Source organism: Planctomycetota bacterium (genome assembly GCA_039182125.1).
Lineage (GTDB): Bacteria > Planctomycetota > Phycisphaerae > Tepidisphaerales > Tepidisphaeraceae > JBCDCH01.
The window spans coordinates 13,120-27,023 of sequence record JBCDCH010000023.1; the positions used below are offsets into that span (position 1 = coordinate 13,120).

Annotated in this window: 14 protein-coding genes; 11 read left to right on the forward strand and 3 right to left on the reverse strand. The window is 62.6% G+C overall.

The annotated features are described in order from the left end of the window. Positions 1-53 precede the first annotated feature (53 nt). The 4 genes from AAGD32_07985 to AAGD32_08000 all read left to right on the forward strand — a co-directional run bounded on the left by AAGD32_07985 (position 54) and on the right by AAGD32_08000 (position 5,612). Positions 54-1,832, forward strand: coding sequence for a hypothetical protein (locus tag AAGD32_07985; GenBank protein MEM8874186.1), 1,779 nt, complete (start codon positions 54-56; stop codon positions 1,830-1,832). Positions 1,833-1,873: 41 nt separating this feature from the next. Next, positions 1,874-2,272: a hypothetical protein gene (locus AAGD32_07990; GenBank protein ID MEM8874187.1), complete on the forward strand. Its 399-nt coding sequence runs from the start codon at positions 1,874-1,876 to the stop codon at positions 2,270-2,272. A 3-nt stretch (positions 2,273-2,275) separates the two neighbouring features. Beyond that, the gene (locus AAGD32_07995; GenBank protein MEM8874188.1) at positions 2,276-4,810 is read left to right on the forward strand and encodes a DUF4132 domain-containing protein; all 2,535 of its coding nucleotides are present in this window, start codon (positions 2,276-2,278) and stop codon (positions 4,808-4,810) included. A gap of 226 nt (positions 4,811-5,036) precedes the next feature. Beyond that, positions 5,037-5,612 carry a phosphoribosyl-AMP cyclohydrolase gene (locus AAGD32_08000; GenBank protein MEM8874189.1) on the forward strand — a complete coding sequence of 192 codons (576 nt, stop codon included), beginning with the start codon at positions 5,037-5,039 and terminating at the stop codon, positions 5,610-5,612. A 68-nt stretch (positions 5,613-5,680) separates the two neighbouring features. Here AAGD32_08000 and crtI read toward each other — a convergent pair whose 3' ends face one another. Continuing rightward, positions 5,681-7,258 carry a phytoene desaturase family protein gene (gene crtI / locus AAGD32_08005; protein MEM8874190.1) on the reverse strand — a complete coding sequence of 526 codons (1,578 nt, stop codon included), beginning with the start codon at positions 7,256-7,258 and terminating at the stop codon, positions 5,681-5,683. 204 nt (positions 7,259-7,462) lie between these two features. On the opposite strand from crtI, the gene AAGD32_08010 reads away from it, so the two are divergent. The 5 genes from AAGD32_08010 to AAGD32_08030 all read left to right on the forward strand — a co-directional run bounded on the left by AAGD32_08010 (position 7,463) and on the right by AAGD32_08030 (position 11,583). After that, entirely contained in the window at positions 7,463-7,900 is a 438-nt protein-coding gene (locus AAGD32_08010) for a hypothetical protein (GenBank protein MEM8874191.1), read from the forward strand. Positions 7,901-7,977: 77 nt separating this feature from the next. Next, a complete protein-coding gene (locus AAGD32_08015) occupies positions 7,978-9,048 on the forward strand; it encodes a prepilin-type N-terminal cleavage/methylation domain-containing protein (GenBank protein MEM8874192.1) in 1,071 nt (356 codons plus the stop codon). A 105-nt stretch (positions 9,049-9,153) separates the two neighbouring features. Beyond that, a complete protein-coding gene (locus AAGD32_08020) occupies positions 9,154-9,843 on the forward strand; it encodes a hypothetical protein (protein MEM8874193.1) in 690 nt (229 codons plus the stop codon). A gap of 166 nt (positions 9,844-10,009) precedes the next feature. Beyond that, positions 10,010-10,465 carry a hypothetical protein gene (locus AAGD32_08025; protein MEM8874194.1) on the forward strand — a complete coding sequence of 152 codons (456 nt, stop codon included), beginning with the start codon at positions 10,010-10,012 and terminating at the stop codon, positions 10,463-10,465. Positions 10,466-10,518: 53 nt separating this feature from the next. Next, a complete protein-coding gene (locus AAGD32_08030; protein MEM8874195.1) occupies positions 10,519-11,583 on the forward strand; it encodes a prepilin-type N-terminal cleavage/methylation domain-containing protein in 1,065 nt (354 codons plus the stop codon). A 437-nt stretch (positions 11,584-12,020) separates the two neighbouring features. Here AAGD32_08030 and AAGD32_08035 read toward each other — a convergent pair whose 3' ends face one another. Together AAGD32_08035 and AAGD32_08040 are read right to left on the reverse strand one after the other, a co-directional pair. Beyond that, positions 12,021-12,512, reverse strand: coding sequence for a transmembrane transport protein (locus tag AAGD32_08035; GenBank protein ID MEM8874196.1), 492 nt, complete (start codon positions 12,510-12,512; stop codon positions 12,021-12,023). After that, positions 12,509-13,066 (reverse strand): sigma-70 family RNA polymerase sigma factor, encoded by a 558-nt coding sequence (locus AAGD32_08040; protein MEM8874197.1) that lies wholly within the window; start codon positions 13,064-13,066, stop codon positions 12,509-12,511. The genes AAGD32_08035 and AAGD32_08040 overlap by 4 nt, the downstream gene beginning before the upstream one ends. A gap of 230 nt (positions 13,067-13,296) precedes the next feature. Here AAGD32_08040 and AAGD32_08045 point away from each other — a divergent pair, with 230 nt between their 5' ends. Continuing rightward, a complete protein-coding gene (locus tag AAGD32_08045) occupies positions 13,297-13,386 on the forward strand; it encodes an SEC-C metal-binding domain-containing protein (protein MEM8874198.1) in 90 nt (29 codons plus the stop codon). A gap of 50 nt (positions 13,387-13,436) precedes the next feature. Beyond that, positions 13,437-13,880, forward strand: coding sequence for an alternative ribosome rescue aminoacyl-tRNA hydrolase ArfB (gene arfB / locus AAGD32_08050; GenBank protein MEM8874199.1), 444 nt, complete (start codon positions 13,437-13,439; stop codon positions 13,878-13,880). Positions 13,881-13,904: the final 24 nt, after the last annotated feature.

A 13,904-nucleotide genomic window follows, 5' to 3' on the forward strand; every position in this document is an offset into this window, starting at 1 on the left:
AGAACGCTTAGCTGCGTTGCTCCGCAACGCAGTTCTGCAGTACGGTCGGTCCCATGCAGCCGCTCGATTACACGATCCTTGTCGGCTATCTGCTGGGCCTTCTGCTGATCGGCGCTACCCTCGCCAAGCGAGCCGCGGCCGGCGGTGATTCGTACTTCCTCGCGAACCGCAAAACCCCGTGGTGGGCACTCGGCGCGTCCGGCATGTCGAGCAACCTCGACGTCGCCGGCACCGTCGTCATCATCACGCTGATCTACACGTACGGGCTGCAGGGGTTCTGGATCGAGACGCGCGGCGGGGTCGTGCTGCCGATCGCGGTGTGGCTCGCGTTCATGGGCAAGTGGCACCGCCGCTCGAAGGTGACCACGACCGCGGAGTGGATGGAGCTGCGCTTCGGCGACGGGGCGGCGGGCAAGGCGGCGCGCATCACGGCGGCGCTGACGTACCTGGTCATCACCGTCGCGATGGTGACGTTCTTCCTCTCGGCCGCGGCGAAGTTCATCGCGCAGTTCACGCCGCTCACGCCGGAGTGGGCCGCCGTGCTCATGGCGCTTGTCGCACTCGCCTACACGCTCGCGGCGGGTTTGTACGGCGTGATCTGGACCGACGTGTTCCAGGCGTTCCTCATCGGCGGGGCGGCGATCTTCATCAGTGTCAAAGCCTTCGGCGTCGTCACGCCCGAGCTGCTCGAAAGCTGGCCCGGGGCCGCGACCAACACCGCCTGGCCACAGCTGTCGCTCGACGACGAAACGTTCGGCAGCATGTTCTGGCTGTTCCTGATCTTCTTCATCGGCAAGGGTCTGCTCGAAGGCCTCGGCGGCTCCGGTGGGTCGGCGTATATGGCCCAGCGCTACTACGCGGCGGGCAGTGACAAAGACACGGTGAAGATGTCGGCGCTGTGGGTGATTTTGTTTTCGTTCCGTTGGCCGATGGTGCTCGGGCTCGCGGTGCTGGCGCTCAACGCCGGCATCGGCGAGGACGACCCGGAGAACATTCTCGCGGCATTGCTCACGGGCGACGAGGTGTTCCCCACCGGCATCCGCGGCTTGATCATCGCGGCGTTGTTCGCGGCGTCGATGAGCACGTTCGACTCGACGATCAACGCAGGGGCGAGTTACGTGGTGAAGGACGTGTGGAACCCGCTGCGCGGCTCGGGCCTGCGCAACGACCGCATCGGCTACGGCGGGCACGGTGGTTCCTTCGGCCGCAAGAACGCCAAGGAAGAGGTCTACGTCGGCTACGCCGCGAGTGCGGGGATCGTCGTGCTCGGCCTTGTCATCTACTTCGCCATCGCACGGCAGTCCGACATCCTCGCGGTGTGGACCAACATCGTCGTCGCGCTGTTCCCGGCCTTCCTCGTGCCGTTCGCGCTGCGGTGGTTCTGGGCGCGTTTCAACGGCGTCGGCTTCGTGCTCGGCATCATCGGCGGCTTCGGCGCGACGCTCGTCACCTTCTACCAGGAGGCGTTCAGTCTCACGCTCAACGACTGGCAGACCATCGCGTTCATCGCCGGCATCTCCGTCGCCTTCAGCATCCTCGGTACGCTGATCACCGAGCCGGTCGCCAAAAGCACGCTGCGCAGCTTCCACCGCCAGATCCGCCCGTGGGGCCTGTGGCCGCGCGAGTTCGCCAAGCCCGGCGACGACACGATGGCCGTCCGCGACATCGTCCGCCTGATCGTCGCGGTGCTCTGGCAGCTCTCGACGTTCCTGCTACCGATGCTCGCGGTGATTCATCAGTGGGAACAGCTCATCGCCGTCGCGATCGTGTGGTCGGTGCTGAGCGTGTACCTGATCTGGGACATCGCGACGATGCGCGACTTGGTGGATTGATTTCACTTCACATTTCACACGACCCACTTCAAACTTCGCCGATGCCAACGCTCACCGTCCGTGACGAGACCGCCACCGGGGACACGACCCACGAGCTCACGCTCGACCTGCTCGACGAAACGCTCACCGTCCGCGAGTTGATCCGCAGCCGCGTGTACCAAGAGGTCGACGACCACAACCGCAACAAGCGCACCGACGCCCACGGCAAGTTCAACGGTCTGGTCACCCCGACCCCGCACGAGAAAACGCTCAACGGCGCAAAACCGTCGCGCGAGATCGACTGGAAGAAACAGTTCGACGCCGCGTGTGAAGCCTTCGACCGCAACGGCTTCTTCATCCTCATCGATGATCGACAAGCGGAGAGCCTCGACGAGCAGCTCACGCTGCGTCACGACACGACGGTGAGCTTCGTACGCCTCACGCCGTTGATGGGCGGGTGAACCATGGCACGACAGACTTTGCCGCCGCTGCAACCGACGAACGCGCGCGACCTCGCCCAATCGCTTTTTGAACAATCGTTATCGACCCAGCGGCTCGCGCAGTTGTCATGGGTCACCAAGCTCGCGACTGACAAGCCGCAGGACATGATGGACGCGATCCTCCGCGTGCTGACCGAGCCGGAGACGATCAGCTTCCCCCGCCCCGAGGCCATCGCCGAGGCCGAGTCGCGCGGCTACTACATCAAACGCTCGAACATGTTCCCCAACGGCATGGAGATCATGCACGGCAACGATCGAATCCGAACCACCACGTACAACCCGCTCGAGCAGTTCGTCGCCAACGCCGACGTGCAACTGTTGAAGATCGACGTGCCGTGGAGCGGGGATCGCCTCACCCGTTTGATGGACTGGTCGACGAAACAGAACTGGGGCCGATACGAGATCGAGATTGATCCGATCGTGAAGATCATCGACCGACACTGCATCGAAAACGGCAACCGCGCGCCCGCGTCGATGATCGGTGCCGTCCGGAGCCTGCGCGACGACTTGCAGCATCACCGCTCCAAGAAGGAGTGGAAGATCGTCGAGCGGCTCGATCTCTACCTCGGCGAAGTGCCCGATTGGCCGATCGATCCACGAGACGCGTGGGCGGAGCTGGCGTTGTCGGAGATTTCGAAGATGCCCAACGATCGGCAGCGTGTCTGGCACGCGTTGCTCGTGCATGCCGCAAGCGGAAACGGCGACAAACCCACCAAAGCTTGGACCAAACATGCCAAGCCTTTGCTCGACGCGGTTGGCGTTGACGAGTTCACGAAACGAGCAACGACGTGGCTGCCGGCATTGGCACTCAGTCGCGAGGGAGGCAAGCCGATCGTCATCCAGGTGAAAAACGGCGAAGCCCTCCGCGGCCTCGCATGGTTCGCGGCAGCCATTGCCGAAGGTGACGCGTTGCCGCCGGCACTTCAGTTATTGGCCGAAGCGGCGCACGCGAAAGTGCCGGGCATCGGTCGGCGTTGCGTGCAAGCCGGCAACGGCGCGATCCATGCGTTGATGCAATGGCCCGCCGAGGTCGCCGCCGGTCGATTGCGTGCGATCGCCGACAACGTCAAGCACCGCCAGACCACCGCCTACATCGAGCCGCGGCTCGACAAGATCGCCGCCGACGTCGGCGTCAGCCGCGACACGCTCGAGGAAGCGTCACTCGCCGACCATGGCTTCGTCGATGCGGTCCGCAGCATCGAGCTCGGCTCGTGCAACGTGACCCTGCACGCGAGCGAGCCGCGCTGCACCGATGTCGCACTGCGCTTCCGCAACGACAAGGGCAAACTCACCAAGACCGCACCCGCCGCGCTGCGCAAGAAACACGCCGGCGAGCTCAAGACGCTCAAAGCCGAAGCGAAGGAAGTCGCGCGACTGCTCGGCGCGGTGAAGCGTCGGCTCGAAGCCGCCCCGCTGGAACAACGAAGCTGGACGCTCGCGGAGTTCCGCGATCGCTACCTGAATCACGGATTGGCGTGTCGGCTCGCGCGGTCGTTGATCTGGGACGTTGACGGCTTGGCTGTCATGTTCGACGCGAAGAACATCGCGCACGATGTCGCCGGCAAGACCGTCAAGCCCAAGGCACGCAGCGAAGTCACGCTCTCGCATCCGATCGGCCGACCGATGCGGGACGTGGTCGCGTGGCGTGAACAGATCGAACAGCAGCAAATCACCCAGCCGTTCAAGCAGGCACACCGCGAGGTGTACGAGCTGACCGACGCGGAACGTGAAACCGCGACCTACTCCAACCGATTCGCCTCGCACCTGATCCGCCAGACGCAGTTCCGCGCCCTCGCCGAACAGCGTGGGTGGAAGGCCGACTACCTCGGTTTCTGGGACAACTGCGGCGCGGTCCATCCGCATCGGATTATCCCTAGTTTCGGGCTACGCGCCGAGTGGTGGACCGACGTCGCCAACATCGAGAACGCACCGACCACGGCGTACGGCGGCGGTGCGGCGATCCTCACGACCGACCAGGTGCGGTTCTACGAGATCACCGAACGCGAACCGATGGCGCTGGATGCGGTGCCGCCGGTCGTGTTCAGCGAGGTGATGCGCGACGTCGATCTGTTCGTCGGGGTGTCGTCGGTCGGCAATGATCCGGAATGGCTCGACCACGGCACTGCCGAGGGGTACGCCGGGTACTGGCACAGTTACTCCTTTGGCGATCTCGGTGCCACGGCCCAGACCCGCAAAGCGGTGCTCGAGAAGCTCGTGCCCCGGCTCAAGATCCGCGACGTCGCCGAGGTCACCGACAAATGGCTGCGCGTCACCGGCACCAAGCGGACCTACAAGATCCACCTCGGCAGCGGTAACATCCTCATGGAGCCCAACGACCAGTACCTCTGCATCGTCCCCGGCGGCAAGGCCGACACCGGCACCGACTTCCTCCCCTTCGAGGGCGACCGGACGCTGTCGATCATCCTGAGTAAAGCCCTGATGCTCGCGGCCGACGACAAGATTAAGGATCGCACGATTCTCAGTCAGATTGGACGGTGAATCCCGGAAACGCCACGTGAATCCGTTTCACACGAAAACGCATTCACGAAATTGCGAAATCGCTTCAGGTGGCACTGATTCGGTACTCGATTTGCACCGTATTTTCGACACAGTCGTACACACGTTTCTGTCGCATGAGCACACTGGGTGCTCGTCAATCTCTCGCTAACGGCGGTCGGCTTGGGTGTCCTGATTGACACGGCCTCCGCCATGACCCTCGATTCCGATGAACCACAAGAAATCTCTCGTCGTTGCTGCCGCCGCCACCGTGCTCCTCGGCGCCGGCTATGTCAGCCAAGTCTCCGCCCACGATCACGGCAAGGCCCATTCGCACGAAGCGAAGACCATCTCCAAGGAAGCCGTGCTCGAAGCCCAGAAGGAGTGGGGCCAAGGCATCGTCGCGATCTCCGCAGTCCACACCGGGGGCGGCGACTACGAAGCTCGCGCCCGCCAGCACATCGAAGAGCTTTACGCTTACGGCGAGACCGCCGTCATGTTTAAGCCGACCCTCGCCGCCGAGGATCAGTTTCGCGAAACCTTCGATGAGGCCTTGAGCTACTTCATCGGTGCCAAGGGCACCGAGGACAAGGGCTTCGCGATCTCCGGCTGGACCAACGTCCGTTGGGAAAGCAACGGCGTCTGGACCGGCACCGACGGCGCCACCGCCATGGGCAACTACTACTTCAAGAAGGCCGACGGCTCCGAAACCAAGGTCGAGTACAGCTTCGGCTACGTCCTTGACGAGGACGGCGAGTTGCTCATCAACCTGCACCACTCATCGCTGCCGTTCTCGGCCGAGTAATCAGGCGACAACGCAGTTTGAACATCCAAGATCGCCGCAGACATGTGCGGGACGTTGATTGAAACCGGTCATCGACCGGAATCACCCAGCCCCTCCGCACACAACTCCGCGGCGATCTTTCCGCTCATGGCGACCAAGGGGATGCCGCCGCCGGGGTGAGTGGCGGTGCCGGCGAGAAATAGGCCTTTGATCTTCGGGTCGCGGTTGGGGGGACGGAGGAAAGACTGGCGACGGCTGGTGACACCGATGCCGTAAATGCTGCCGGCGTTGGCGGCGTACTCGCTTTCAAGCCGGGGCGGGGTGAAGCGGTCTTCGACCACGACGCTGTCGGCCAAACCGGTCATGCCAAACTGTTCGAGTCGGGCAACGAGTCGGTCGCGATAGGCTTGGCCGTTGTTGGACCAGTCGACCTGCTCGCCGCCGCCCCAGAGGCTCGGGGCACTGCTGAGCACAAACAGATTCTCACAGCCGGTGGGGGCCTGCGTGGGATCGCTACGGGTGGAAGCACAGACGTAGATGCACGGGTCGCCGGGGATGCGTTTCGCGTCGAACATCGCCCGCAGCTCCGCCTCGTAGTCGTCGGGCATGAACTTGGTGTGGTGCTCGAGCACGCCGAATCGGCGGTCGGTGCCAAGCAGGCAGGCCATGCCGCTGCCACCGGGGTTGAAGCTGGCCAACTGCTGATCGGTGCGATGGGGTCGATCGGCAGGGGCGATCAGATTGCGGTAAGCGGTGACGGCGTCGGCATTGACGATGACCGCGTCGGCGATGTGCTCTTTGCCATCGACCACGACTCCCCGGGAGGCCGCGTCGCTCACAATCACTTTCTCGACGGCAGCCGACGTTCGCACCTCGACCCCGAGCCGCTCTGCCAGCCCGAGCAACGCTTCGGCGATTCGATACATCCCGCCCTTGACGTAAAACCCGCCGAGCCCGAGTTCGACGTGTGGAACACTCAGCAGGGCCGCCGGTGCCCCCCACGGCGAGCCGCCGCCATAGGTCGCGTACTGGTAGAGCATCGCGCGCAACCGTGGGTGCTTCACAAACTTATCCACAACCGGGCCGAGCCGGCGGTGCATGCCGATGCGTAACGGGACCGATAACAGGGAAAGCCCTTTCCAGGGCGGCCCGGGGCGTTTGAGCAGTTGCTCGGGGGCGTGGCCGAGGAAATCCTCGCCGGCGATCTCCCAGATCCCCCGGCCCTTGTTCATGAGTTTGCACCAACCGTCCACATCCTCCGGGGCGAGCCGTCGCACCTGTTCGACCATCACGTCCGGATCGCCGTGGGTGGTGAGCGTCTGCCCGTCGGGCCACACGAACTTGCTGATCGGGTCCAGCCGGATCAGGTCAATGTGATCCCGCACGTCCTCCCGGGCAGCGAAAAACAAGTCCGCGAGCACGAGAGGCAGCGTCAGCAACGATGGGCCGGTGTCGAAGCGGAAAGGCGAGTCGTCCCGCCGGTCGGGGTGGACCACGACGCGTTGGTTGAGCTTGCCCCCGACCCGTGGTTGCTGCTCGAAAAGCGTGACCCTGGCCCCCCGGCACGCCAACCGGACCGCCGCCGCAAGGCCACCCACACCTCCCCCGACGACCACGACCGACCGGTCGCGCAGGGTGTCGCGTAGGGCATTTTGTCTGTACGTCATGGCCCCGATGTGTGATGATAGCTCCCGCAGGGGCTTCACACGCTCACCGGACTTGATCCGTTAATGGAACATTCACACTTGCCATTGCTGGGGCAACCTACGCTGCTGCGTCCCGCATCTGGGACATCATTTGGTGGTAGCCAACATGATCATCTCGATCACGTCTGCCGTAAGTCCGTTTGAATCCGACACCGGAGATTCGAGATGGAAAAAGTCCGAGAGCTCCTGCAATCCCCTGCGGGCAAAATCGCCGCGACGGTGCTGGTGATCGGTGCCATCGGCTACCTCGCCTGGTCGATCACTGGGTTCACTGGCAACAGTGCCGCAGCCGCAGCGAATGGCCGCATCTTCATTGACAGCCAGACTGGCGAAACGTTTCGCCACACGCTTCAGGCCGGCGACAGGGTCCCGCTTGAGAGTCCTTTCACCGGCGAGCGCACCGCGTATAAAGCCGAACTCTGCTACTGGACCAGCAGTGGCGAGATCAAGGAAGACCCCACCCCCGTGTTGCTCAACGAGGATATCGGCATTACAGACCCAACTTTCTGCACCGATTGCGACCGACTCGTCCTGCGGCACAACCCACGGCCCAACGTCGACTCCAATGCTCCTCCGACTCGCGAACAATTTGAAAACCGCTGATCGTCACTGGCGACAATAACGGGCCAACCACCACGAAGATTTCACCTCAATCCACCCTGTCACCACTGGGAGTTACTGTGAACACCACCAAACGTAAATCGGCATTCACACTCGTCGAGCTACTCGTCGTTATCGGCATTATCGCGCTGCTAATTAGCATTCTCCTGCCGTCGCTTCAATCGGCCCGCAGATCGGCTAACACGGTCAAGTGCTCCAGCAACATCCGCAGCATCTTGCAGGGAATGCAACTTTACGCCGCCGAGAACAATGGGTTCTTCCCGGGGGGGCCCAACACTTCCGCTCGCTTCAGCTACGTGGACCCACAAGCCACGCCGATTTCCGTCGGCTCCGATGCCAACGGAGAATACGGCGACGACAACTACCCCAATCTCGTGGGGATGTTCGACTATATCTCCCCAATTGCCAGTGTACTGGGCATTGAGTTCAACCGTGGTGCGACCGTTGCTGATCGCTCGGAGCGATTCCAGCAACTGCGCGACGTGTCAATCTTCAACTGCCCCGAAAACGAGTTCCTCGCCGTGCCGTTCGGTGGCGGTGCAGCTGACTTCGAGGTTGGCGCGTTGGTCAGTTACAACACTTCGATGGTTTTCCATCTCAAGCACAACGACACCGGCGGCAACAGTGGCGGCAATGGCGTAGGTCGAAGCAAGTCCCGCACCGATTGGAACGTTCCGCAGGGTTACAGCCCACAAATCGCCCGTATCGGCGGTGCCAGCGATAAGATGTACTTGGCCGATGGTGCCCGCTACTCCCGCTCTACCATTGAACCAGACTTCTCCACGAGCCCGTACAGCAGCTACGGCGGTGCATTCTCCGATCAGGGTGCGCCTTTCCGTTTTTCCAACGCTTGGGACCGGGAGAACGCTCCGGGTTCAGGCGGTGGTGACGACGGAGTCGATGCCCGCGTCTATGCCTACCGCCACGGCGGCGATCCCGGCGATCGCGTCATGAAGGCCAACTTTGGCTTCTTCGACGGGCACGTCGAAACGCTCGGCGACCTCGAAGGTGCAGATCCCAATATGTGGGTTCCTGAAGGTACAAGCCTCAACGTCGCTGGGAACCAGATGTGGCAAGATGTCATCGACACCTACTACGATGGCGTAGAGGGCGTTTACATCGCGAAATAAATCGGCTTTTAAAGTCCGATTATCACAGGCGATTGCTAGACTGTAGCACGTTGCGATGAAGGTCATCGCAACGTGCTTCTTCATCTACTCGCCGAGAGGATAGTCGTGTTCCAGCCAAAACCCGCGCTTGCTGTTATCCTGACTTGCACTGCCGGTTCGATTCCCGTTCTAGGCACCCAAATCACCCAGTCTCGAGACATCGAATTCACCATACAGGATGGGCTCGGTGGCGTTTACGATGACGATACTGCCAACTTCGGCTACCAAACCATTACTTTCGATAGGTACAGTTGGAAAAGAGGTGCACCAGATGCAGTTGTTTTGAGCATTGACCTAAGTTCCAATGCTAATTTCACTTGGAACTTTGGTGGTAACCCGACTGGGTATGTCGATGGCATCTACGGCGAGGTAAGGCAGTCGTGGTCAATTGGAAATGCAACAGGATCAGGAAATCCAGACGGCTTAGACGAGGTCGATTTGTTCGTTGGCACGCAGCCAACCATCGACCCATTTGTGACAGATTTTGCTTGGGACTACACACCTTCCGAAACATGGACAGATGGCATCTCCCAGTTCGCTACGGATACTTCGTTCCAAATCCGCCTTGAAACCGAGCAGACTGTGGCCGGAATGATGCTTACCAATCTCACGAATACAGCATCAACCTCTGGCAATGTCACGCTGACATATGTATATGGTATAGGCTCGTCATTCGTCACTTTGATTCCGGAGCCGTCCATTGGTTTAACCGGTGCAGCGATGGCACTCACAATGCTGAGACGGAGAAGGAAGTAGCGAAATAGTAATGTTGTAAAACTCACACGGTCTGGCAAATCCAACTCGCCCCGCGGTGCTCCTCCGAGCGTCGCGGGGATTTTGCAATGGAGTCTTTATACGGTCGTCACACACCTGAAACAAACCGCTCACGTCATGCAAACGGTCATCGGCTACATACTTGCGGATGTTCGAGCAGTTCAGAGAGCGGTTGAAATCGACTCCCGGCATGATGGCGCTGGCCGGCCTGTTGGGCGTCTCACTCGTCGTCATGGCTTGGAACGCCTGGGGCATGATCGCCAGCGGCTCCGAAATCGGCGACATGTCACGACACCGCCTGATGATCTGTGCCGAGACGGGCGAGACGTTCCATCACGAGCTTCAACTCGGGGACCGCTTCCCCGTCTCCTCGCCCCATAGCGGCCGCAACACCGGCTACGAGGCGGAGCTTTGCTATTGGACGGCCGACGGCGGCATCGCCGACGAGCCGAGCTACGTCTTCGTCAAGCAAAAGGCCGGCATTGATGAGCCGACCTTCTGCGGCGACTGCGACCGACTCGTCCGCAACCTCAACCTCCGCGCGGTCGCCGGCCAGTCGCCCCCGCCGACCCGGACCGAGTTCGAGTCCAACCGCGCTCCATGACACATAAGACCCAACTCCTATTCCATCCACCGCATTCTTCAAATCCAAATTTCATGTCCAACACCAAAACCACCCGCTCCGGGTTCACCCTCGTCGAGCTTCTGGTCGTCATCGGGATCATCGCGCTGTTGATCTCGATCCTGCTGCCATCGCTTCAATCGGCCCGCGAGTCGGCCAACTCGGTGAAGTGCCTGAGTAACCTTCGCCAGTCGGCGCAGGCGATGCAGATCTACGCCTCGGAGAACGATGATTTCATCGCCGGCAGTGCCGCGGTCACCGGGGCACGACTGCTCCTGGACCCCGACGCGAGCCAGGATCTGACCTGGGATCTGATTCAGTCGTTCGACTACATGTCGCCGTTGGCCCGCGTTATGGGCCACCAGTTCAAGGACGATCGGCTCGACACCTTCGACAAACGGCGCGACCGCTACAACGAAATGATGACCGAGATCGAGGTCTTCCAATGCCCGAGCTACGGCGAAGTGCTCGCGACGGCGTTCACCGGGGCCGGCGGTGAAGACTTCGGTGCGGTCCAGCACATGTCCTACTCGACGATCATCCACTTCCTGCTCTACCCCGAAGGCGAGAGCCCAATCGACGTGTTCGGTGCCAGCGATTTCGGCAAGGTCATTCCATACAGCTACGACGGCGTGATCCTCCCCTCGGGCTACTCACCCAAGACCGCCAAGGTTGGCTCCGGCTCCGAGAAGACGTACATCGGCGAAGGGGCCCGTTTCTACCGCTCGGATCGCCCGCAGCCGACTTACAACCTCGACTACAACGGCGGCGGCGGCGGTGCGATGGCCGGCCGTGGCGCGTTCCACCGCTCCAGTTCGGCCCGACCCCGCGGTGATGCCCCGGGCAACCGCTTCTTCGGGAGCGAGTTCGACGGCCGACGCATGTGGGCCCGCCACGGCGGCGGCGAGCGCGGCAGTGCCGCGGGCACCTACCGGGCCAACTTCGCTTTCTTCGACGGCCATGCCGAAACGCTGAACGACATCGAGGCAGCCAACCCGACTTTCGGCCTGCCCAAGGGCTCGACGTTCTTCGCCAGCGATGCCAACGCCGACGTCATCGAACGTTACTTCGGCGGCGAGACTGAAATCACCATCCGCTGAGTCGCTTGGGCACCTCGGACCAACCCAAACGCCGTCGCGATCCTCGGACCGCGACGGCGTTTTCTCGTCGGCCCGTGCTGCGTAAACACTGTGCGGCCGATCGGGGTGGTGCTCGTCGGGCGCGCATTGCCGAGCTTTTGTGCAGCGGGCGCAGGAATCGGACGTCAAAAACTCTCCAGGAATTTTCGCCATTTCCACGCTCTCATGAACGATCTTCGGTGAAAATTCACAAACCTGGCCGGAATAATTTGCTTCGGCACATCACTTGCCATGGTGGTTTTTGTCATCGCCATGTTGGCGACGATGGGTGGCCGGAGCGGCCACTCGGAAATCATGGAGCGCGGTTGGTTCCCCCGGGTCTTGTGACCCTGACTCCTCGGAGTTAGGTCTCGCAACGACCCGGGGATTTTTTATGCGCCCGCCCAACGCCCACGGGTTCACCCCTGGGTCCGGCCGAGCTCGCGCAACAATGCCGACCGACGTCGCACCGCCGAAATCAACACGCCGCCGCCCATCAGGCAAAGCACCAGCCCCGCGAGCCCGGCGGCCAAGCCCGCCGCGACGCCGCGCGTCGTGAAGCCGATCGGCGTTGCCACAGCGGTGAACACCATCGCGAACGCCAGCCCCATCGACCCGGCCGTCACGCGGTCCGACGCAAACAGCGGCTCTCGCCGCGTGAGCACCCAGACACTCAGCCCCGACCAGCCGAGGTTGATCGCGATCAGCATGGCGAACGCCGCCTGTGTTCTGGCCGGCAAGCGGTCCGGCTCGGTCGCCCAAAGCAACGTCAACCCGGTCGCGGCGAGCGTCGTCACGCACAGGATTGCCGTGTAGACCAATCGCCGGCGGAGTGACAGCGTGTTGCCGAGGCCGTTCAGGACGTCGGTCGACGAGAGGGTGGGGGAAGGGTCGTTCGTGAGATCGTTCATGGCGTGGTTCCTTGTTGTTCGAGTGCGTGACGCAGGGCCGATCGGCCGCGATGCAGGCGGGACTTGACCGTGCCGACGGGAACGCCGAGCGCGTCGGCGACTTCCCGAATATCGAACCCTTCGAGGTAGAACAGCCCCAGTGCTTCGCGGTGGGCCGGCTCGAGGTCGGCCAGTGCGGCGTGCAGGTGTTCGACCTCGTCGGGTTCAAGCGTGGCCGGCACGTCGACGGTGACATCGGTCGGCTCGGCGGAGGCGAGGTGAGCCGCAGCCCGGTACTGCCGCCGTAGTCGATCGGTCATGCTCCCGTGGGCAATGCGAAAGAGCCAACCGGGGAACGCCCCCGGCTCACGCAACCGCATGATCGTCCGCACCACCCGAAGCCAGACTTCCTGAGACACCTCGTCGGCCGCGTCGGTCGAACCGAGCGTGCGGTGCAGGTGTCGCCAGAGCCGCGGGTGCCAGGCGTCGACCAGTTCGGCAAACGCCTCCCGCTCGCCAAGCTGACACCGCAGCACAAGCCGGCGCGTGTGTTTCGGATCGTGCAGTTCGGTCACGACGGTTTCCTTCGCATCACACCCCCACAGTCGCGGCATGGGGCAATCTGGTTCCCTACGCTTGGCCAACATCCGACAAGGAGTTCCCATGCGACGCAAAATCGACCACGACGACTTCTGCTTTCGAGCGGACTAGTAAACGCCGACGCGGCTACCCGAGCGAGACACAGGTCCGCCGGACACGCAACGACGAGTACCGCCGGATCGAAACCGATGCCGGCGAGAAGGAACTGCTCGAGAAGCTCGGCCGCAGTGATCCCTGCCCGTGCAACAGCGGGAAGATCTTCAAGAACTGCTGCCTGCGAACCGGCCGCTTTTGACGGTGTCGAACGCCACTGCTTTCAACCGTGATCGCGGCTAACCTCCAGCCGTGGCCGACGAGACGCCCAACACGATCCGCCTCGCGCCCCGGGTGACCGTGGCCGAAGCGGACGTGCGCTGGCAGTTCTCGCGGTCCAGCGGGCCGGGCGGGCAGAACGTCAACAAGCTCAACACCGCCGCGGAGCTGTGGGTCGCGGTGGAGTCGTTGCTAGGCATGAGCGGGGCGGCGAAAACGCGTCTGCGTGGTTTGGCCGGTAGCCAACTCACGGCCGACGACGAGATCCACCTCCGCGACGAGTCCACCCGCAGCCAGGGGGCCAACAAGGATGCGGCCCTGGAGAAGCTCCGCGACCTGGTTCGGCGTGCCTTGGTCGCCCCCAAGCCTCGCAAGCCGACCAAGCCCAGCCGAGCCAGCAAACGCCGCCGCCTGGAAGCGAAGAAGCGGGTCGGGGAAAAGAAGGCCCTGCGCAGCCGGGTAGGCAGGGACGGGTGATCGCTCGTCCAAGCGACAAAGCGA

Coding starts and splice junctions, on each gene's coding strand:
- AAGD32_07985 (MEM8874186.1), top strand. CDS start 54: ATGCAGCCGCTCGATTACACGATCCTTGTCGGCTATCTGCTGGGCCTT.
- AAGD32_07990 (MEM8874187.1), top strand. CDS start 1,874: ATGCCAACGCTCACCGTCCGTGACGAGACCGCCACCGGGGACACGACC.
- AAGD32_07995 (MEM8874188.1), top strand. CDS start 2,276: ATGGCACGACAGACTTTGCCGCCGCTGCAACCGACGAACGCGCGCGAC.
- AAGD32_08000 (MEM8874189.1), top strand. CDS start 5,037: ATGAACCACAAGAAATCTCTCGTCGTTGCTGCCGCCGCCACCGTGCTC.
- crtI (MEM8874190.1), bottom strand. CDS start 7,258: ATGACGTACAGACAAAATGCCCTACGCGACACCCTGCGCGACCGGTCG.
- AAGD32_08010 (MEM8874191.1), top strand. CDS start 7,463: ATGGAAAAAGTCCGAGAGCTCCTGCAATCCCCTGCGGGCAAAATCGCC.
- AAGD32_08025 (MEM8874194.1), top strand. CDS start 10,010: ATGTTCGAGCAGTTCAGAGAGCGGTTGAAATCGACTCCCGGCATGATG.
- AAGD32_08030 (MEM8874195.1), top strand. CDS start 10,519: ATGTCCAACACCAAAACCACCCGCTCCGGGTTCACCCTCGTCGAGCTT.
- AAGD32_08035 (MEM8874196.1), bottom strand. CDS start 12,512: ATGAACGATCTCACGAACGACCCTTCCCCCACCCTCTCGTCGACCGAC.